At 69.1% G+C, this 20,403-nt stretch carries 12 protein-coding genes and 1 tRNA gene; 12 read left to right on the plus strand and 1 reads right to left on the minus strand.

What is annotated here, in order from left to right; translation table 11 throughout:
• The first annotated feature begins 15 nt into the window (after window positions 1-15).
• The 5 genes from BJY20_RS10860 to BJY20_RS10880 all read left to right on the plus strand — a co-directional run bounded on the left by BJY20_RS10860 (window position 16) and on the right by BJY20_RS10880 (window position 6,100).
• Entirely contained in the window at window positions 16-1,485 is a 1,470-nt protein-coding gene (locus BJY20_RS10860) for a DUF1254 domain-containing protein (protein ID WP_185991540.1), read from the plus strand.
• A 96-nt stretch (window positions 1,486-1,581) separates the two neighbouring features.
• Window positions 1,582-2,850 (plus strand): cation:proton antiporter, encoded by a 1,269-nt coding sequence (locus BJY20_RS10865; RefSeq protein ID WP_185991541.1) that lies wholly within the window; start codon window positions 1,582-1,584, stop codon window positions 2,848-2,850.
• 258 nt (window positions 2,851-3,108) lie between these two features.
• The gene (locus BJY20_RS10870) at window positions 3,109-4,215 is read left to right on the plus strand and encodes a flavin-containing monooxygenase (protein WP_185991542.1); all 1,107 of its coding nucleotides are present in this window, start codon (window positions 3,109-3,111) and stop codon (window positions 4,213-4,215) included.
• 80 nt (window positions 4,216-4,295) lie between these two features.
• A complete protein-coding gene (locus tag BJY20_RS10875) occupies window positions 4,296-5,924 on the plus strand; it encodes a helix-turn-helix transcriptional regulator (RefSeq protein ID WP_185991543.1) in 1,629 nt (542 codons plus the stop codon).
• 102 nt (window positions 5,925-6,026) lie between these two features.
• Window positions 6,027-6,100, plus strand: a tRNA-Thr gene (locus BJY20_RS10880).
• Between the two features lie 261 nt (window positions 6,101-6,361).
• On the opposite strand, the gene BJY20_RS10885 is transcribed toward BJY20_RS10880, so the two are convergent.
• The gene (locus BJY20_RS10885) at window positions 6,362-6,757 is read right to left on the minus strand and encodes a hypothetical protein (RefSeq protein WP_185991544.1); all 396 of its coding nucleotides are present in this window, start codon (window positions 6,755-6,757) and stop codon (window positions 6,362-6,364) included.
• 501 nt (window positions 6,758-7,258) lie between these two features.
• Between BJY20_RS10885 and BJY20_RS10890 the strand changes: the two genes are divergently transcribed.
• The 7 genes from BJY20_RS10890 (at window position 7,259) to BJY20_RS10920 (ending at window position 20,395) form a co-directional block, all read left to right on the plus strand.
• Window positions 7,259-8,887: an ABC transporter substrate-binding protein gene (locus tag BJY20_RS10890; protein ID WP_185991545.1), complete on the plus strand. Its 1,629-nt coding sequence runs from the start codon at window positions 7,259-7,261 to the stop codon at window positions 8,885-8,887.
• Complete coding sequence (locus BJY20_RS10895) at window positions 8,880-9,803, plus strand: spermidine synthase (protein ID WP_185991546.1); 924 nt, start codon at window positions 8,880-8,882, stop codon at window positions 9,801-9,803. Before BJY20_RS10890 ends, BJY20_RS10895 begins: the two co-directional genes overlap by 8 nt.
• A gap of 59 nt (window positions 9,804-9,862) precedes the next feature.
• Window positions 9,863-10,687, plus strand: a complete 825-nt coding sequence (locus tag BJY20_RS10900) for a PP2C family protein-serine/threonine phosphatase (RefSeq protein WP_185991547.1) — start codon at window positions 9,863-9,865, stop codon at window positions 10,685-10,687.
• Window positions 10,684-11,730 carry an FHA domain-containing protein gene (locus BJY20_RS10905; protein WP_185991548.1) on the plus strand — a complete coding sequence of 349 codons (1,047 nt, stop codon included), beginning with the start codon at window positions 10,684-10,686 and terminating at the stop codon, window positions 11,728-11,730. The genes BJY20_RS10900 and BJY20_RS10905 overlap by 4 nt, the downstream gene beginning before the upstream one ends.
• The gene (locus BJY20_RS10910; RefSeq protein WP_185991549.1) at window positions 11,727-13,271 is read left to right on the plus strand and encodes a protein kinase domain-containing protein; all 1,545 of its coding nucleotides are present in this window, start codon (window positions 11,727-11,729) and stop codon (window positions 13,269-13,271) included. The genes BJY20_RS10905 and BJY20_RS10910 overlap by 4 nt, the downstream gene beginning before the upstream one ends.
• 126 nt (window positions 13,272-13,397) lie before the next feature.
• Complete coding sequence (locus BJY20_RS10915) at window positions 13,398-14,105, plus strand: FHA domain-containing protein (RefSeq protein WP_343062858.1); 708 nt, start codon at window positions 13,398-13,400, stop codon at window positions 14,103-14,105.
• Window positions 14,106-14,185: 80 nt separating this feature from the next.
• On the plus strand, window positions 14,186-20,395 hold the full coding sequence (locus BJY20_RS10920) for an Ig-like domain-containing protein (protein WP_185991551.1): 6,210 nt from the start codon (window positions 14,186-14,188) through the stop codon (window positions 20,393-20,395).
• Window positions 20,396-20,403 lie beyond the last annotated feature (8 nt).

A 20,403-nucleotide genomic window follows, 5' to 3' on the forward strand; every position in this document is an offset into this window, starting at 1 on the left:
GCGAGGAGCATCCAGATGAGCCGCGAAAGCACAGCACTGCCGACGGGCCGCACCGCGGTGCCGGCCAACATCACCACGCCGGACCACGTCGAGACCCGGGTCGGAACCTTCGACTTCTTCGATGGCGTGCCCACCGAGGAGACGGCCGCCACGGTGTACGACCACCTCGATTTCCTCCGCGGCGTTGACGTCTACCTCAACTGCATCCCGGCGGCCTCCCTCGAGGCGCTGACCAGCGGCATGGTCTCCGTGGGACTGGATTCCTGCCACAAGGTCGCGATCACCGAGCGACTGCTGGACGCCAACCCGCTCTTCCTCACCGGCAACACCGACACCGTGTACGCCTCGGTCGTGCTGGACCTCGGTCGGGACGGGCCGACCGTCGTCGAGATCCCGCCCGGCTGCGGTCCCGGGACCGTGAACGATGCGTGGTTCCGCTTCGTGGTCGACATGGGTGCCCCGGGCCCGGACCGTGGGGCGGGCGGCTCATACCTGATCCTGCCCCCGGACCACGACGGACCCGTCCCGGACGGTTACCACGTGGCGAGGTCGCCCAGTCTGGTCAACTGGCTCATCCTCCGGGGCTTTCTCGTCGAAGGCAAGCCGGACGCGGCGGTGGAGAACTTTCGCTCCGGTCTGCGTGTGTACCCCCTCCAGGCTGCTGATCGCCCGCCCGAGATGGAGTTCCTCTCCTTCTCCGAGGCGGTGATGAACACCATCCACGCCAGCGACGCCGAGTTCTACGACGAGGTCGCTCGAGTCATTGCCCGCGAGCCGGTGGACGTGATCGACCTCGAGACCCGTGGCGCGCTCGCCGCCATCGGGATCCACAAGGACAAGCCCTTCGCCCCCGATGCGCGCATGACGAGAATCCTCACCGAGGCCGCCGCGGTCGGAAACGCCACGGCCCGCACCCTCATCTATCGCAATCGTGATCCGCGTGCTCCCTACTTCGCGGACCGGCAGTGGATGAATACCTTTCCCGGTGGCGACCATCGCTGGCTGAATGAAGACGGTCGAGGTGGGCGAGACCGTGACGCCCGCACCACCTTCTTCTATGTCGCCACCGTCAACACTCCCGCGATGGCGATGAAGCTCGTGGGGCGTGGGTCCCAGTACGCGTACGCGGCCCTGGACGCTCGCGGCGATGTGCTGGACGGCGGACGCGCCTACCGTCTGAACGTGCCGGCCGATGTCCCGGCGGCGGACTTCTGGTCCGTGGTGGTCTACGACACCCAGAGTCGTTCGGAGCTGCAAACAGATCAGGCGTTCCCGAGCCGCAACAACAAGCGCGACGACCTGACCTACAACGAGGATGGCTCCGTCGACCTGTTCTTCGGCCCCGAGGCACCCGGGTCCCATCCGGAGAACTGGATCCAGACCCTGACCGGCAAGTCGTGGTGGGTCCTCTTGAGGCTCTACGGCCCGCTCGAGTCCTGGTTCGACGGAGAGTGGAAGCCGGGTGACATCGAGCCCGTGACGTAGGTCTTCGTGGGCCGTTGGAGTCGGCGGCGATGGTGAAACAATGGCGACGGTCGACGGGTGCGACGGTTCTCCACGAGACGGTGACGGGGTGAGGCGATGCTGGAGTTGCTTCTCGTCGCGGTTGCGGTGCTGGGTTACGCGTTGGTCTCCAGGCGATTGGCCATGTCGGCGTTCACCTCCGCGATGTTCTTCACCAGCGTGGGTCTGCTCGTCGGCACGGGTGGCGTGGGGTGGTTTGATCTGGCCATCGAGGGCGAGGCCGTGACAGTCCTCGTCGAGGCGACGCTGGTGCTGGTGCTGTTCAGCGACGCCGTCCGCATCGACCTGCGGGAGTTGCGGCGTGAGCTGACACTGCCGGTGCGGCTGCTGGGCATCGGCCTTCCCCTGACCGTCATCGCCGGGACTCTGGTCGGCGCGTGGACCTTCCCGGACCTCGGCTGGGCCGGCGCAGCGCTGCTGGCCGCCGTGCTGGCTCCTACCGACGCGGCGCTCGGCCAGGCCGTCGTCGGAGACCCACGTCTGCCGCCCAGGGTGCGGCAGACGCTCAACGTCGAGAGCGGCCTCAATGATGGCATTGCCGTGCCTGCGGTCACGGTGCTCATCGCCGTCGTGGTCGCCGAGGAGGCCGGTAGTCCCGGGGACTGGGTGTCCTTGGCCGCCCGGGAGGTCGGGTTCGGCCTTGCGGCGGGCTTGATCGCCGGGATCGTGGGCGGCAGATTGCTCGACTCGGCGGTCGTGACCGGACGGATCCAGGGGACCTACCGTCAGCTCGCCACCCTGTCGGTGGCGGTGCTCGCCTACAGCGCCGCCTCCCTCATCGGCGGCAACGGTTTCATCGCCGCGTTCATCGCCGGTATCGCCTTCGGGCACGTGGCTCGGGACCACTGTGCGGGGGTCCAGGAGTTCGCCGAGGAGGAGGGTGAGCTCCTCGCAGCGGTGACTTTCGTCGTGTTCGGGGCCGTGCTGGTCGGCCCGCTGCTCGGGAATCTGGATTGGCAGATCGCCCTGTACGCGATCCTCTCGCTGACCGTCGTGCGGATGCTGCCGGTTCTCGCGGCGATGCTCGGGTCGAGGACACTTCTTGAGACCCAGATGTTCTTCGGCTGGTTCGGCCCCCGGGGGCTGGCGTCGATCCTCTTCGCACTCCTCGTCCTGGAGGAGGTCGGGGGAGAGGCAGGAGAGACGATCTTCGCGGTGGCGACATCAACCGTGCTCCTCAGCGTCTTCGCGCACGGTCTGACGGCGTCGACGTGGGCGGGTCGGCTGGCATCACGGCTGGACTCCGCCCACGAGGCCCAACCCGAACTGGGATGGGCACCGGAGCTGCCCACCCGGCGCGGTCACATCCGGCGCAGCGATGCGTGATGTCTGTGCCAGCGGATCCATCAGCCCCGTGCACGTCATGCCGGTCCCACGAGACTCGTCTGCGTGGACTCCGACGTGGAGAGGTACCGGCTCACGGCAGCCTGCCCGAGGGTGGGGAGCTCACCTGCGAGGAGTAGAGCGCAGCCCGTGGGTACAACCACCCACAGGCCGCCGCCGGCGAATGGGCACTGCGGCCGATGCCGCGGTGTCCCGACGTCCATAGCGTGATGGGTACGGACCGAGACCCAGGAGGACATCATGCAGACACAACACGTGGAGACAGTGATCATCGGCGCAGGCCAAGCAGGTTTGTCGGCCGCCTACCACTTGGGGCGCAAGGGGGTGGAGTGCCTGGTCCTGGACGGGAACGCCCGGATCGGTGACGAGTGGCGACGACGCTACGACAGCCTCCGCCTGTTCACCCCCGCCGGGAGGAGCGGCCTGGACGGACTGCCCTTCCCCGGAGACCCATGGGCCTTCCCGACCAAGGACGAGATGGCCGACTACCTCGAGCTGTATGCGCTCACCCACCAGCTGCCGGTGCGCCTGCTCAGCCGGGTACGCCGGCTGGCGGCGGAGGGCGATGGGTTCCGCGTCGATCTGGACGAGACTGCCGAACGCTCGATCACCTGTGACGCCGTCGTCGTCGCCACGGGGACCTTCGGCGAGCGACCCAACCTGCCTCCCTTCGCCACCGAGCTCGCCCGGTCCATCCACCAGGTGCACTCGAGCGCGTACCACGGTCCCGGTCACCTGCCGGAGGGGCCGGTCCTCGTTGTCGGCGCCTCCCACAGCGGGCTGGACATCGCCCTCGAGCTGGGGGCAGGACGTGACACGACGCTGGTCGGCCCGGTCCACGGAAACGTCCCGCTCGAGTGGGGGACGTGGCGGATGCGGCGAGCCTTCCCCGTCCTCGAGTTCGCCTTCCAGCACGTGCTGACCAGACGGACGCCGATGGGACGCAAGATGCTCGGTGTCATGCGCCACCACGGTGCACCGCAGTTGCGGATCAAGGCGCACCACCTGGCCGAGGCCGGGGTCGAGTGGGTCGACGACCACGTCGTCGGGGCCTCGGCGGGCGGCCTACCGCAGCTGGCGGACGGGCGAACCTTCGACGTCGCCGGTGTCGTCTGGGCCACCGGCTGGCACCACGACCACTCGTGGATCGACCTCCCGGTGACCACCGAGGACGGCTGGCCGGTCGAGTACCGAGGTGTCGTCGAGGACGTTGCGGGTCTGTACTTCTGCGGGCTGGCCTTCCAGTACGCGTTCAGCTCCGGGGAGATGATCGGCGTCGGTCGCGACGCCGCCTACGTCGCTGATCGCATCGCGCGTCGGCAGGTGAGCCGCATGCGGGCTGCCTGACGGCGCGACAAGCAGCCCGGGCCGTGACGACATCCCGGGCTGCCGCCCGTCCCGATAGCATCAGTGGTGAGGGAGTCACCATGGGCGTGATTGAGGATCTGCACCGAGCACGTGACGCGTACGAGCGCCGGGAGTGGCTCGCGGCCTACCGCACGCTGTCGGAGCTCGACGACGCGGTGCTCGCAGCCTCGGACTTCCTGTCCCTGGCCGACGCGGCGGAGCTCCTCGGCCGTCCGGACGACGCGGTTCAGGCCCTGCAAAGGGCGCACCACGCCGCGCTCGGTGCCGCGGACCCCCTGCTCGCCGCCCGCGCGGCGGCGCGCCTCGGGGCGATGTTGGCCCTGAGAGGGGAGAGCGCGGTCGCGGGAGGCTGGCTCGCCCGCGGCGAGCGGGTGCTCGAGGACGTCGAGGACGACGTCGTGGAGCGGGGGTACCTACTCGTCGGGCGCATGTTGGAGAAGGTCGGCGTCGGCGACCTGGAGGGCGCGCGCCCACTGCCGGAGCAGATCACGGCGTGCGGCCGTCGACACGCGGATCCCAACCTGGTGGCCCTCGGGCTCAACCAGGAAGGGCGCGTGCTGACCGTGTTCGGGCAGGTGTCGGAGGGTCTGCGGCTGCTGGACGAGGCGATGGTCGGTGTCGTCGCCGGCGAGGTCGACCCGCTGGTCGCGGGCGAGGTCTACTGCTCGATGATCGAGGCCTGCCAGTGGGTCGGCGACCTGGGCCGGGCGGCGCAGTGGACGCGCGCGCTCTCCCAGTGGTGCGATGCCCAGCCCGCGCTCGTGGCCTTCACCGGCCAGTGCGCGGTGCACCGGGCGCAGCTGATGCGCCTCCACGGCGCTCTCCGGGACGCGGTGACCGAGCTGGAGCGGTCCGCGGCGAGGTACGAGCTGGCCGGCGGGCACCCGGCGGTCGCACTCGCCCACCACGAGCGCGGCGACGTCCTGCGTCTGCTCGGCGATCTCGACGGGGCGGAGCGAGCGTATGGGATGGCCCTGCAGCACGGCGGTGACGCGCAGCCCGGTCGGGCCCTGCTGGCTGCGGCGAAGGGGGACCTCGACCAGGCCGTTGCTGCCGTCCGACGGACCCTGGCCGGGACCTACGGTGCGATCTTCCGCCACCGGGTCATCCCGGGCTGCGTCGAGGTTCTCCTTGCCGGGGGACTCGTCGAGGAGTCCGCCGTCCTCGCCGACGAGCTCGCCGGGATCGCCGAGGACTTCGGCTGCACGGCCGTGCACGCCGGCTCGGAGGCGGTCGCCGCGCGGGTGGCTCTGGCCCACGAGGACCCCGAGTCCGCGCTGCCGGCGGCGAGGTCGGCACTGGGTCGTTGGTCCTCACTGGACGCCGGGCACGAGGTGGCGCGCGCTCGGGTGCTCGTCGGGCGGGCGCTGCGGCTGCTGGGTGACCAGGACGGTGCCGTACTCGAGCTGGTGGCCGCTCGAGAGGCCTTCGTGGCGCAGGGTGCGGCTCCGGATGCTCGCGATGCAGCCGCGCAGCTGGGGCATGCCGACGGCCCCGGTGGGCTCACGGCGCGGGAGGTCGAGGTGCTGTGTCTCGTGGCGGCAGGCCGCAGCAACGCCCAGGTCGCGCACGACCTGCACCTGTCGGTCAAGACCGTCGCCCGGCACCTGTCCAACATCTTCACCAAGCTCGACGTCGGTTCCCGGACAGAGGCGGCTGCCTTCGCCTACCGGCACGGCCTGTGTTGAGTCGCACGACCACCGGCCGGTTGCGACGCGGCTGGCGCGCTCGCCCGCGATTTCACCCCGCCCCACCGCTTACGTATACTCTTGCCCCGCGCCTCGGCGCACGCCGCCTTAGCTCAGACGGCTAGAGCGATTCACTCGTAATGAATAGGTCATCGGTTCGATTCCGATAGGCGGCTCAGCGGAACGCCCTCGACACGGTCGGGGGCGTTTTTGCTGGTCAGGGGCGGCTTCTGCCGAGTCAAGAGCCGTGGCGAGAGGGCTGTCGAATACTGCGAGGAGCAGGTCGCCGGACCCCGAATGGGCACACGTTGGGTACATCAGTTCGCGACGAAGGCTCACGGCTGGCTCCCCGCAGGCCACGACCTGCGGTCCTGGCCTCCAGCACCTTCCGCGACCACATGATCACCCTCAATGCCGCGCACCGCTCAGTCCGGCAGTCACCCGGTCTGCAGAAGGTGCTCGAAGGATTCCACGAATCGCCAGGCGTCGGCGCGCCGATTCGGCACGAGGGTGAGGTCGCGTCCCCCATCGACTTCGAGCTTGACCCGGGCGAACAGCCAACCGCTGTAGGCGATCCCGCGGATGCGGCCGAGAGGGGCCTCGCGCTTGATCTTCACCCTGGAGAACCAGCCGGTCACCTTCGCGAGCAGTGCTCGCTGTCGGATCACGATCAACACATCGGGGAACTGCCCGGCGACCCCGGGAAGGACCAGCAGCACTTCCTCCTCCGGATCCAGCAGTGTGGGCACTTCGCGCCGCAAGGCGAAAGAGGCGTACAACTCATTGCGCGCAAGCGCGGTCGAGTAGGTCGTGGAGGCGAGGGGCGAAGTCATGGCGCGATCGTAGGAGACGCACGCTCCACGACTGATCAGGTCGTGCGCTCGAGCGGCATGCGGAGCAGCAGGACGAGACCTCCGGCACGGGCGGCAGCGGCTCCGGTCGGGGCGATTTTGATTGTCGGACAATGGCTGTCGAGAACTTCCCTCCTGTGGCTCCCGACCGCGGCAGCCCGGCGGGCGTGGCCCGACGGTGCTAGCGTCTGCGCCATGCCATCTCTGGCTCGAACGGCCCTCGGCACCGCAGGGTCGTCACGGATGGCCGAGAGGGTGACCGCCGCGCTCGGCTCCGCGTGAGAGCATGATCGGCGCCCCGGCAGGGGTAGAAATCAAGGTGTGGGCCTGAGTCGACGGCCTCCACTGCCACGACACGAGGAGTCCACCGTGCCGCGACCGTCGCCCGGGCGCCCCCTGTTGGTGTCGGCCGGCGTGGCACTCGCCCTGACAGTGGCAGGCTGTGGAGCCGGCCTGCCTCCCTCGGTGGTTGAGGGGTCGAGCGTGTCGGTCGGCTGGTCGAAGTCGGTCACCAGCCTCAACGCAGCCACCCTTGACGGAGCCACGCCGGGCAACCGTGAGATCGCAGCAGCAACTCGTGGGCAGTTCGCCCGGGTCGCCGGCGGTGACGTGGAGGTCGACGAGAGTTTCGGCTCGGTGGAGATCACAGACACCGCTGCGACGTCCTTCACTGTGCGTTACGACCTGGCCGAGCCGAGTTGGTCGGACGGGATCCCGGTCGATGCTGCTGACCTGTTGCTCGCCTGGGCCGCAGGGTCGAATGCCGTGGCCGGGAGTGAGTTCGCCTCCGTACCCAGCCCGCTCGTGCACAGCGGGAAGGTGCCCGAGTTCGACGAGTTCGATCGGCGCATCGACGTCGAGTACACCCGCCCCGTCCGGGACTGGCACACCGCGCTGGATGTGGCCGTCCCGGCACACGTGGTGGGGATGCTGGCACTGGGCGTCGAGGACCCGATGGAGGCCAAGCAGGCCGTGGTCACCGCCATCGACGACGGGGACCCCGAGGCCCTCGCCGCGATCGCCGAGGTGTGGAACGGCGGCTTCGACCTCGAGTCGGATGGTGACGACATCCCGGACGAGCTCCTCGTCTCCAGCGGTCCGTACCGCGTGGAGAGCATTGAGCCGGGCGACTCGGACGGTGATCGGGTCCGACTCGTGGTGAACCGCGAGTACCTCGGGACGCCACCTCCGTCGTACGAGCACATCGAGCTCGAGACCGGCACGCCTCTGGACCAGCTCGCCGAGATCGGCGATGACCTCGGGGTGGCGCAGTTCCTGCCGACAGCGCAGAACCGTGAGCTGACGCGAGACCTCGAGCGCAGGGACCACCAGGTCTCCACCTCGGGTGACGGCACGGTGTGGGCGCTGGTCGTGCGAGTGGACCGGGGTGTGTTCAGCGCACACGAGGCCCGGCTCGCCTTCCTGCGCGCGGTGCCGCGCTCGGACCTCGTCACGGCCGGGTCCGGCCCGTGGCGCGAGGCCTTCAAGGCGACGGACTCGTTGCTCTTCGATCCCACCGCGGAGGGTTATTCCGTGGCGGTGGAGGACGTCGGCCTGCGCGAGACCTTCGGTGGCGGCGCCGCCGATGCGGCGTTCGAACGCAAGCGGGCAGGGGTCCCGACCGGGACGCCGATCTGCGTCCTCTACGACACCGACGAGCCGTTCGCTGCCGGTGCGTTCGCCACGTTGCAGTCAGCGATGGCCGAGGACGAGACCGGGTGGCAGGTCCGTGACTGCGGCACCCGCAACGTGCAGCGCAGCGTGCGCGAGGGGACCGGCTGGCAGGCCGTCCTGACCAGGATCCCGCTGCCCGAGACCGCTCGTGACCTCGCCACCCAGTGGGGGAGCCAGGGAGATCCGTTGCTGAGCGGGTCCACGAGCACGAAGCGCGACCCGCTCGTCGACAAGTACGCGCGGACGGCGGACAAATACGACGCGCGCGAGTCGCGGGTGGCCCTGGAGGCCCAGATCGTGGATGAGGCGGTCGCCGTGCCTCTGGCCGTGAACCCGGTCGTGACCGTCGCGGCACGAGCCGTCGAAAGCGTCCAACCGGAGTCCGGGGCCTCCGCCACGCTGCTGTCCGGAACCGGTGACTGGAGTCCCGATGAGTGACGACATCATCTCCCTCGCTGACGGCACACCGGCACACCTGGTCGAACGAGACGACGGATGGTTCCTGGAGATCGACGACGTCCGCCAGTCCCACATCGGCCCGTCCGGGGCGCCGCCCGCGCTGGCGACGGTGCGGTGGATGCAGGCCTGCGTGGGCAGAGACCGAGGGGCCTGCGCTCACCTCGGGGGCGGTCTGCTCACACTCCCCCGAGCACTCGCCGAAGCCGAGCCCGGCATGCGGCAGCTGGTCGTGGAGTCCGAGCCGGCCCTGGCCGAGGTGGCGCGGACCCGATTCGGGCTACCGCCCGGAGTCACGCTCGAGGTCGGTGACGCGCGTGCCTGGCTCGACGCGTCTCGACCCGGGCCGGTCTGGGACGCCGTGGTGATCGACGTGTTCGCCGGGGGACGGATCCCGCCCGCCTTCACCTCACGTGAGTGCTTCGAGCGAGCCGGTGCAGCGTTGCAGGAGGACGGGATCCTGGTGCTGAACTCCGTCGCGGGACCCGACCTGACCTTCACCCGCCGAGAGCTGGCGACGTTGCGCACCGTCTTCGCCCACGTCGCGATGGTTGTGCAGGGGTCGGCGTTGAAGGGGCTGCGTTTCGGCAATGCCGTCCTCGTCGGATCCCACTCACGCCTGGACGTCGCGGAAATCCGCGCCGCCCTCGACGGCGACCCCTCCCGTGGAGCGCTGGTGACCGACATCGAGCCGATCATCGACGGTGCACCGCCGGTGCACGACGTGGACGAGCTGTGGTCTCCGACGCCGGACCTGCCCGACATCGACCACGCGCTCCGGGCGCTGGACCGTGTGCGTACCACGAGCGAGTCCGTGCGCGCTGCCCTGCGCCCCGACCGACCGCCTACGATGGGGCGCGCACAGGCGGGGGAGCACGGGAAGGACGCTGCACAGTGACCGTCGATCGAATGCCCGATCTGCGCTGGTCCCCTTCTGCCGATGGCACTTTCACGCAGATGAGGTACTCGGCCGCCACCGACGTCGGGCAGGTGCGGTCGGTGAACGAGGACTCCTTCCTTGCCGCTCCACCGGTCTTCGTCGTGGCTGACGGCATGGGTGGCTACGAGCGTGGCGACGTCGCCTCGGCCATCGTGGTCGAGGAGTTCGAGTCGATCCGGGACTGCGCCGCTGTCGAGCCCTCCGACCTGGAGAGCTGCATATCGCGCGCGCGGTTGCGGATCCAAGACCTCGCCACTCAGAAGGCCGCGCCGGGATCAACGGTTCTGGCGGCCGCGTACGTCGAGCAATCCGGTCGTGGCTACTGGGCGATTGCACACGAGGGGGACTCCCGCGCCTATCAGTGGCACGACGGGAACCTGGCGCGGATCACCAAGGACCACTCGATCGTGCAGGAGCTCGTCGACGAGGGACAGATCACCGAGGAGGAGGCGCAGGCCCACCCGGAGCGCCACATCATCACCCGCGCGCTCGGTGGCTCGGCCAGCTCTGGACCCGACTTCTCGCTCGTGCCGGTGGAGGAGGGCGCCCGACTGCTGTTGTGCAGTGACGGCCTCACCGGGGAGCTCAGCGAGAAGTCGATCAGCCGGATACTCGCCGACGAGGTTCGATCTGCCAGAGCGGCGGACCTGCTGGTCCGTCGCGCCGTGGAGGCCGGCGGTCATGACAACATCACCGTGGTGATCGTTGACGTCGTGTCCGTCGGTGATCGCGCCGTCGAGGACACTCTCGACCCCGATCTCATCGGTGCCCCCACCCAGGTGGAAGCTGTCGAGGACACCATTCCCGAAGACACCATTCCCAATGGCCGGAGGAGCCGATGAACGCCAGGTACGTCCCCGGAGACCGTGTGGTGGCACTGACGGGCCGCGCTGTGGTCATGGCCGCACCCGATCGAGTGGCCGAGGTGTCCGCGCTGGTGGACGGGGCGCCAACTCCTCTGGGGGTCATCTCAGCCCTGTCGGGTGGCGATGTCGCCCGGCTACCGGACTTCGCCGCGGCCGTGCTCGACGGCACGGACCTCGTCGTGCTGGTGCGTGGCCCCTACACGGTTCGCTGCGGGGGCCAGCAGTGGTCGGGCCGCGATGTGGCCACGTGGCGTGAGCACCGTGTGCCGGCAGGTGATGACGTGTCCATCGACCACGATGAGGGAGAGGGCGACCTGGAGCTGCCGCTGACCGCGGGAGTCGTGTTGGCGGCCCGGGCCAGCTGGCGCCCGGGGGAGGCGCCGGAGGAGGACGAGTGCCCGCCGCGGGCCACCCAGGACCCTGGCATCACCGTGGCCGAGGTGGAGGACGCCCCGGAAGCAGTGCCGGATCACGATGCCGAGGTCGATGACGGGTTCGACGAGACCGTCGGTGCCACCATCCAGGGGCAGCGGGTCCCGGACCCCGCCCAGATCCCGGTCCCGGACCAGGCCCCGGACCCCGCCGAAGGAGACCACGACGGTCGCACCATCACCGCGGAGCAGATGCGAGCGCTGCGTGCCCGCGAGGAACCCGAGACGCCGGCGGCGACGTCGCAGGTGACGGCGACCCTGGCGGTGTCGGGTGGTGAGACGGTCGACCTGGCCAAGCCGGTGATCATCGGGCGCTCGCCGCGTGCGGAGCGCAAGAGCGGCGCGCAACTGCCACGCATGATGGTCGTCGATGATCCGTACGTGTCCGGCACGCACCTCGAGGTCGCCGTCGAGGACGGCGCCGTGGTCGTCACCGACCGCTCCACGAACGGCACGATGCTCACCCGCCCCGGTGGCGAACCGGAAAGGCTGTCGACGGATGAACCGACAGTGGTCGACGACGGCTGTGTGCTGAGGTTGTCCGACGACGTCGTCGCCACGGTCATGATGCACGGGGCGGTCGGGTGAGCGCTGCTCCACCCCCGGAGATTCCGGACTTCACCTTCGTCGAGCCCATCGGCACCGGCGGCTTCGCCGATGTCTTCCTCTACCGGCAGCGCCTCCCGGCGCGGCAGGTGGCGGTGAAGGTGCTGCGCGAGTCGGCCAGCAAGGTCGGCCGGGAGCAGTTCCACGCCGAGGCGAACGTGATGGCCCAGCTCTCCAGCCATCCCTCGATCGTCTCGATCCACCAGGCCGACGTCAGTGTCGACGGGCGGGCCTTCCTGGTGATGGAGTACTGCCCGCCGCCGCACATCGCGCAGCGGTACCGCACGGAACGGGTCCCCCTGCCCGAGGTCCTCGACATCGGGGTCAGGATCGCCAGCGCCGTCGAGACGGCGCACCGCGTGGGGATCCTGCACCGTGACATCAAGCCACACAACATCCTCACCAGTCCGTTCGGTGTCCCGCTGCTGACCGACTTCGGTATCGCGGCCGTCGCCAACGAGGACACCCAGGCCAGCGGTGGGATGTCGGTGCCGTGGTCGCCGCCCGAAGTGCTGGGGGAGGACCCGCCGCTCGACGCACGCAGCGACGTGTACGCCCTCGCCGCCACGATCTACTCGTTGCTGGCAGGACGATCGCCCTTCGAGGTGCCCGGTGGCACCAACGACACTCCGACGTTGATCCACCGCATCGAGAACAAGGACCCGAGTCGGATCATGCGGGCCGACGTGCCGGACTCGCTGGGCGGGCTCCTTGCCCGGTCCTTGTCCCGACGTCTGGATGAGCGTCCGGCCTCGGCGATGGCTCTGGCGCGCGGCCTGCAGGAGGTGCAGATCGAGCTGCAGCTCGCGCCCACGCGGCTGGAGGTGATGGATGCCTCACCCGAGGCGGCGACCGCCGGGCAGCAGGTGTCCGACGAACGGACGCTCGTGCGGCCCGTGCAGGTGATCGTGCCCGATGACATCGCCGAGAAGGGCACGTTGCTGCGGCCCCGTGAAGTGTCCCAGGTCGAGGACCGGACGCGCGCACCCCGTCGCCGCGAGCCGGCCGAGAACACGATCCGTCGCCGTCCGCCCGAGACCGTCGGCGCGCCCGACGTGGGGCCCGGGGTCGTGCCTGACGAAGCCACCCAGCGGACGCCGTCGCGCACGCGGACCCTGTGGGGAGTGGGCCTCGGGACGGCCCTCGCGGTGTCCGTCGGCGCCGCCTTGGTGTTCGGTTCCGAGTCCGCGTCGGACGAGACGACGTCCACCCCACCCCCTTCGCCCGCCGTGGCAGTGGGTGGCCCTTCGACTCCGGTGGACCTGGACCACCGGGTGAAGGGGGGCTCCGTGACGTTCTCCTGGCGCAACCCCGACCCCGAGCCGGGCGACACCTTTCGAGTCAGGGTCGGGCAGTCCTTGGGCGAGATGGTCGAGGAGTACCGGGGAGAGCGCAGCCGCGTGAAGACGGCTGTCCCGTCGGGCGGCCAGCAGTGCGTCGCGATCTCGGTCATCCGCAGCGGGTCGATGTCGGACCCGTTGACCGAGTGCGTCGTGGTGTCCGGCAAGGGCAGCCAGTCCTGAACCGGGCGGGTCCACCGGCCGTGAGGGCCTGGGGAAGCGTTGCGGCCGTAGAGGAATCACCCCGCCCTGCCCTTGTCGCTGAAGGTGCGTATGATCCGCGGAGGCACTTCTTGGAGAGGGGACTTGGTGGCTGCCGAGCTGACGGTCGAGTACTGCGGGGTGGAGTACCCGTTGGCGGGGGACCGCGTATTCACCATCGGACGCGAAGCGGACCTTGTCGTCGATGCCGACAATGCCTACCTGCACCGACGACTCGTCGAGATCTCCCACGTCGACGGCCTCTGGTGGGTGACCAACATCGGCTCCCGGCTCTCTCTCACCGTCAGCGGCGATGCCGGCACCTTGCACGCTTTGGTGGGCCCGGGGGCACGGGTGCCGGTCGTCCTTCCCTCGATCGCGCTCCTCTTCACTGCCGGGCAGACCACGTACGAGGTCACCGTCTGCTGCGACGCGCCCGAGTTCAGTGCCGTGGTGCCACCACAAGCAGAGGACGAGAATGACCTGACGCTGGGCGGCGTCACCCTGACGTCGAGCCAGTTCCTCCTCGTGCTCGCGCTGTCGGAGGTCGTCCTGCGTCGGGTGGGGACCGGCCCGAGCGATGTACCCACGAATGCGCAGGCCGCCGAACGGCTGGGATGGCCGCTGACGAAGTTCAACCGCAAGCTGGACAACGTCTGCGACAAGTTCGACCGGGCCGGCGTGAAGGGTCTGCGTGGCGGCCGGGGCAACAACGCCACCCAGCGTCGGGGACGACTGGTGGAGTACGCGGTCACGGCGCGCCTCGTGCGCCCCGAGCACCTGCCGCTGCTGGAAGATGGAGAGCGCGCGTCGTGAGGTCGGGTCGATCGGCGGTGCGGTCGTCGCGTCGCCAGGGGCGCGCAGGGCTGCAACGAGGGGTGGCGCAGGGCGTCATCGTGAGCCTGGTGGTCGGTCTCCTCGCGGTGCTGGCGATCCGCCATGACGGGTCGCCGATCAATGACGTCGAGCTGAACTCCGGCGGGGTGTGGGTCTCCAACCAGGACCTGCAGATGATGGCGCGGTTGAACTCGCAGTCCAAGGAACTCGAGATGGGGATCCTGACCTCTGCGACGAGCGACGTGATCTTCCAGCAAGGTGCGAGCGTTCAGACCCTCGACCCCGGGGGCGGCAACGGGGAGCAGACGCTGCGGGTGGCGGACCCGGTGACGGGGTCCGCCGAGGGCATCGACGTGCCGGGGTCGTTCGACGTGTCGGTCGGTGGCGGTGTCGTCGGCCTCGTCGACCGCGAGTCCGGTCGGGTGTGGATCCGGCGGGTCGACCAGCTGCCGGGGTTCACCACGGACTCGCCGCACGACTTCACGATCTCACCGCGCAGTGGCGTGGTGGTCTCCCGTGACGGGACGGCCTTGGTGGCGGACCGCCGCTCCGGTGTGGTGACCGAGTACCGACTGGACGTCTCGGGGACGCCGGTGGAGCAGGACACGATCGACTTCGAGACGGAGTTCACCGACGACGCGGAGTTCTCGGCGGTCGGGGACGTTCCGGTGGCCCTCCAGGAGGGGAAGCTGCTGCGGCCCGGCGCGGATCCGGTGGCGGTCAGCGGTCAGGATCCGGTGCTGCAGGCAGTGGGCCCTGCGTCGCCGACCGTGTGGGTCGCCTCGGACGAGGGGCTGTGGCGCACCGACCTGTCCGGCGGCGACCTGACCCAGGAGTCGGTGGTCGAGGCCGGCGGCGCGCCTGCGCCACCGGTGAACGTGGCCGAGTGCGTCCACGCGGCCTGGGCAGCGCCGGGTGAGGACAACTACCAGCGCACGTGCGCGGACGGTGACGCCCCCTTCGTCGCCGAGATCGAGCCGCTGGGCGCGACTGCCGATCTGGTCTTCCGGGCCAACCGCGACGTGGTCGTCATCAATGACGTGGCCACCGGCAGTGCATGGCTGGTGGAGCAGAACGGCTTGACGCAGGTCGACAACTGGCCGTCGGTGAACCCGAATGCTCGGGACCCGCAGGTGGCCGAGGCCTCCGACGAGAAGGCGGACACGAAGCGGAACAAGCCGCCGCAGGCCGTGGATGACGAGTTCGGGGCGAGGCCCGGGACGACGGTGGTGTTGCCGGTGACGCTCAACGACATCGACCCCGACGGGGACATCCTGACGTTGACCCAACCGCCCGCATCGAACGAGCAGGCCAGTTTCAGCGTCACGGGTGGCGGCACACAGGTCCAGGCGCAGCTCGCCCCCGACGTGGAGGGGTCCCTCTCCTTCAAGTACGAGATCTCGGACGGTCGGCCGGAGAATCCACCGTCAGAGGCGACGGTGACGCTGAAGATCTTCGATGACGAGGTCGACAAGAAGCCGGTGCTGATCGAGGGGCAGGACAACGAGCTGGTGGTGGCGGCAGGCCACGAGGCATCGTTGAACGTCCTGCCGGCGTGGATCGACCCGGAGGGCGACTCGTTGGCCCTCGTCGATGCCAACAGCGACGGTGGCGATGTCGGCTTCCGCCCCGACGGGACGATTGACTTCCTGGACAAGGGCGGGAGCGAGGGCCGCAAGAAGATCGACTTCGTGGTGCAGGGGGGCGAGGCGACGGCCAAGGGGACCGTGGCGGTCACGGTCGTGGATCCGGAGAAGGCACAACCGCAGGCGGTGGCGGATCGATTCTCAGGGCAGGTCGGCTCATCGATCCTGCTGGAGCCCTTGGCCAACGACACCGACCCGCTGGGTGGGCAGATGACGGTGCCGCGGCTGCAGGTCGTGGCCGGGGGAGCTGCGAAGGTGTCCGAGGACCCTGACCGGGGGACGGTCACCTTCCAGGCCGACCGGCACGGGACGTACTACCTCGAGTACGAAGCCGCGAGCGCGAACGGCCAGGCCTCGGACACAGCGCTGATCCGGGTCGACGTGGTTCCGCGGACGGCGAAGAACCGGCCACCGGTCGCGACCCGTGATGTGGCGGCGGTGCAGTCGGACGGGTCCGTGCTGGTCGACGTGTTGGCCAACGACGTGGACCCCGATGGTGACGTCATGGTCGTCCAGGGGATCGAGATCCCGCCGAAGTGGCAGGACTCCGTGACGGCGTCGTTGATCGACAAGCGCTTCGTCCGAGTGGAGGTGTCGGGTGATCTGAAGGATGCCGACACGAACCCGTCGTTCGAATACCTGCTCTCCGATGGCCGCAGCGAGCAGGTCTCGGGTGAGGTGTCGGTGGTGCTCGCCGACACCCTGGAGAACCGTCCACCGGTGGCACGTGAGGATGTCGTGACGGTGCGGGCCGGGACCCTGGTGACCATCCCGGTGCTGGACAACGACGAGGACCCGGATGGGGACTCGCTCTCGGTCTACCAACAGGATCTGTTCGATGTCGACTCGCACACCGACTGGGTCGGCGAGGGCGAGGTGCCGATCGTCGCGACGGGTGAGGGCATCCGGGTGATGGTGCCTGATGACGGCACCACGCAGATGCAGATCGGGTACGGAGTGCGTGACCGGGAGCAGGCGCGTGCAGATGCACGGCTCGTGCTCAACATCACGCCGGACGACCCCGAGACGAACCGTCCTCCCGAGCCGCGGCCGATCGAGGACCGGACCGTGTCCGGTCAGCGGATCCGGGTCCCGGTGGACATCTTCGGCGCCGACCCTGACGGTGATCCGGTGGTGTACACGGGCCTGGTGGAGCCGCCCCGGTTCGGACGGATCGTGAAGTCGGGCGCCGGGTGGTTCGAGTACGAGCCGTTCAAGGGGGAGAAGAACACCGGTACGGATACTTTCAAGATCCGGGTCAGTGACCCGTACGGGGCCTCGGGGATTGCTGAGGTGCGCATCGGGGTGGCGCCGCGCAGTCCGGTCAACCAGGCGCCGGCGGCGCTGGACGACCACCTGCTCGTCAAGCCGGGGCTGACGGTCCAGTACCCGGTGACGGCCAACGACTCCGACCCCGATGGCGACCCCCTGATCCTCGAGGAGGACCGCTTCAGTGCTCCTGACGGTGTCGAGGCACGCGTGGTGGACCAGTTCGTGGAGATGGAGGTTCCGGAGCTGAGAGATCAGTCGGAGGTGAACAAGGGAGCCTTCTACTCGATCACCGACGGCTTGGGGACCTCGTCCTCGGCACTGTTCACGGTGACCGCTCGCGAGGATGCCCCCGATCACGCGCCGCTGGCGTCTGATGACGTGGTGACCAGTGAGCAGATGGCCGGCAAGACGGCCGGGGACACCGTCACGGTCGACGTGTTGGCCAATGACGGAGACCTCGACGGTTCGGTCGATGAGCTGCAGTTGGAGGCGGTGGGGAAGGGGGCGCAGGTCGACGGACGAAAGTTGCAGGTCACGTTGCGACCCGAGGGCCGCACCGTCCCGTACAAGGTGACCGACAAGACCGATCAGTACTCGTTCGGGTTCGTCTACGTGGCGGGTACGGAGAAGATGCCGCCACAGCTGAACACGGCTGCGGTGCCGGTCGAGGCCATCGCCGGTGAGGACACGGCGATCTCGTTGGCTGACGTGGTGATCGTGCGGGACGGCCGTACGCCGAAGGTGGCTCGCACCGACCGCATCACCTCCAGCAACGGTGACACCACGTCCGACGGTCTGGAGGACCTGACCTTCCGCGCGCCTCCCGCGTACCACGGTCCTGCCTCCGTGACGCTGGATGTCATCGACGGGGAGGACCTGAACGACCCGACCGGCCTGTCCTCGCAGATCACGATCCCGATCACGGTGCTGCCCTCGGGCAACCTGCCTCCGCAGGTGCGTTCGACCAGTGTGGTCGTACGTGCCGGTGGCCAGGCGCGGACCGTGGACCTGGACCGGTTGGCCACCGACGTCAACGAGGACGAGTTGAGCTTCGACGTCAAGGGTGCTCGCGACGGCGTCGAGGTCGACATCGAGGACAACGTGCTCGCGGTCTCCGCCGACAAGAGCGCGCCCAGCGGCCAGGTCGACCTGGAGGTGTCGGCGTCGGACGGATCGGCCGACCCCCAGAGCGGTCAGGTGACGGTGACGGTCATCGGACTTCCCGAGGACGACGAGGGCGAGGACGAGGTCGACACGGTGGCGCCGCCGATGGAACTGACTCCACTGCGGATCGCCGACGCGGAGGCCGGCGAGCCGGTGACCGTGGACGTGAGTGACGCGGTCGCGTTCGACCCGTTCCCGGGCAAGAGCAAGAAGGTGACCTTCGCCTCGGCCACGGGTCCCGCCGGTGACACGTCCACATCCGGGTCGAACATCATCGTCACCCCGACCGGCGCGGGCAAGGTCGTGGTGACCTACCGCCTCGATGACGGTTCCGGTGAGCCCTCCCGGGAGGCCGAGGGTCGGGTGGTGATCGTGGTCGCCGACGTGCCCGCGGCACCTCCGCCTCCGACGGCGGTCGAGGGGGGACCGGACTCGGTGCAGCTGACCTGGCGGGCACCCGACGACCAGGGCAGCCCGATCCAGCACTACCTCGTGCGACGCGCCGGCTCCGACGACTCCACGCGGTGCGTGGCGACGCAGTGCACCATCCAGGGGCTGGACGCGGGCAAGGAGTACCGGTTCACCGTCACCGCGGTCAACGGTCTCGGCGAAGGGGAGCCGAGCCCCCCTTCGTCCCCGGTCACGCCCGACACGGTCCCCGGCACGATGGTCGCGCCGGTTGTCCAAGGTGATGACCTGACCAACCGTGACGGCAAGTTGCGGCTGTCCTGGGGGACCGCGTCCAACGAGGGATCGGACATCACCAAGTACGAACTGCAGTCGAGCCCGAGCAGCAGCGTGAGGTCGGTGGGGCCGGAGCAACAGGAGATGGTCTGGGACGGTCTGGCCAACGGTACGTCGTACCGATTCCGGGTCAGGGCGGTCAATGACCGTGGCCCCGGTGTGTGGTCGCCGTGGTCGGATACGCAGACACCGTTCACCAAGCCCAACCAGATGCCACCGCCCAGCCTGAGTGCGGCCGGCAATGACGACGGCGACGGCGACGGGTACCTCGAGGTCTCCTGGCCCACGCCACAGTCGCCGGCCGACGGCCATGACGACGTCACGGGCTTCGAGGTCCGCGTCTACCGGGGTGGAGGCAAGGAGCCGGTCGCAGCCAAGCCCGTCACCGGGAACAGCACCAGTTTCACCGTGCCCAACGGGCACTCCTACACGGCCGTGGTACGCGGCACCAACCGTGCGGGGAAGTCGGGCTGGTCGGGCCGGTCCGGTGCCGTGACGACGTGGGACCGTGCGTCGAAACCGACCAGCATCAGCAAGGCCGACGACTGCGTGAAGTGCTTGGAGTCGAAGAGCTCCTATCGCGGCAAGGTGCAGTTCACCACTCCCAGCGACAACGGCGGCTATCCCGTGACCGAATACCGCTACAAGACGTCGGACGGCACCACCGGGACCTGGACCGGCCTGGATCGCGGTGAAGGAGTCCGGGTCACCGCCACCCTTCCCTTCAATTCCAAGGGGCAGGGCCAGTCGGTGACGATCACCCCGGTCACCAACCCAGAGGGCCAGGGTTCCACCAGTGGCGCCTCCAGCGCCGGCGGTACCTTCAACCCCTACGCGAAGCCGTACTTCAGGAGCACCAGCAAGAATGCCGGTTACCGCGATGCGGTGTTCTCCTACGTCTGCGAAGGCAACGGCCGAGCCATCAAGAGTTTTGTGGCCACCCGCTCCGACACCGGCACACAGAAGAAGCCGGACTGCAACAACGGGTCCGCGGTCGTGCACTGGGGTAACCCCGATCCCATCCAGGGCGGTTCGCGCATCGGCACCAAGGCGACGTTCACCACCACTGCGGGCGCCAAGGCATCGCACGACTCGGGCTCCGTCCGGGTCGACGACCCGACGATCAACGCCTCCGTGCACAAGCGGAGCGCTACGGGCGACTGCAAGGACCCCTGCTACCGCGTCCAGATCTCGCTCGACGGTCTTGTGGCCAAGGACAACCCCTACACCGTCAGTGGCGTCGGCACGGGAGGTGGCTGTCCCGGTCCCTTCGACCGGCCCAAGGGCTTGCGAGTGGGATCCGACGGGCGGGTGACCGACTCGCGGACGTGGGTCATCACCGGCAAGTACTGCTCCGGAACGAAACTGACCGTCAAGTACGACATCAACTATCCCGGGGGCGGCGGCACCCGAACGTTCTCCGATTCCGTGAAGGTTCCCTGATGATCATC

The organism is Janibacter cremeus, from assembly GCF_013409205.1.
Classification (GTDB): Bacteria; Actinomycetota; Actinomycetes; order Actinomycetales; family Dermatophilaceae; genus Janibacter; species Janibacter cremeus.

Bases quoted from the DNA above. Each gene is read 5' to 3' on its own strand.
- BJY20_RS10885 (WP_185991544.1), bottom strand. From the start codon at position 6,757: ATGACTTCGCCCCTCGCCTCCACGACCTACTCGACCGCGCTTGCGCGC.
- BJY20_RS10895 (WP_185991546.1), top strand. From the start codon at position 8,880: ATGAGTGACGACATCATCTCCCTCGCTGACGGCACACCGGCACACCTG.
- BJY20_RS10870 (WP_185991542.1), top strand. From the start codon at position 3,109: ATGCAGACACAACACGTGGAGACAGTGATCATCGGCGCAGGCCAAGCA.
- BJY20_RS10905 (WP_185991548.1), top strand. From the start codon at position 10,684: ATGAACGCCAGGTACGTCCCCGGAGACCGTGTGGTGGCACTGACGGGC.
- BJY20_RS10865 (WP_185991541.1), top strand. From the start codon at position 1,582: ATGCTGGAGTTGCTTCTCGTCGCGGTTGCGGTGCTGGGTTACGCGTTG.
- BJY20_RS10860 (WP_185991540.1), top strand. From the start codon at position 16: ATGAGCCGCGAAAGCACAGCACTGCCGACGGGCCGCACCGCGGTGCCG.
- BJY20_RS10875 (WP_185991543.1), top strand. From the start codon at position 4,296: ATGGGCGTGATTGAGGATCTGCACCGAGCACGTGACGCGTACGAGCGC.
- BJY20_RS10900 (WP_185991547.1), top strand. From the start codon at position 9,863: ATGAGGTACTCGGCCGCCACCGACGTCGGGCAGGTGCGGTCGGTGAAC.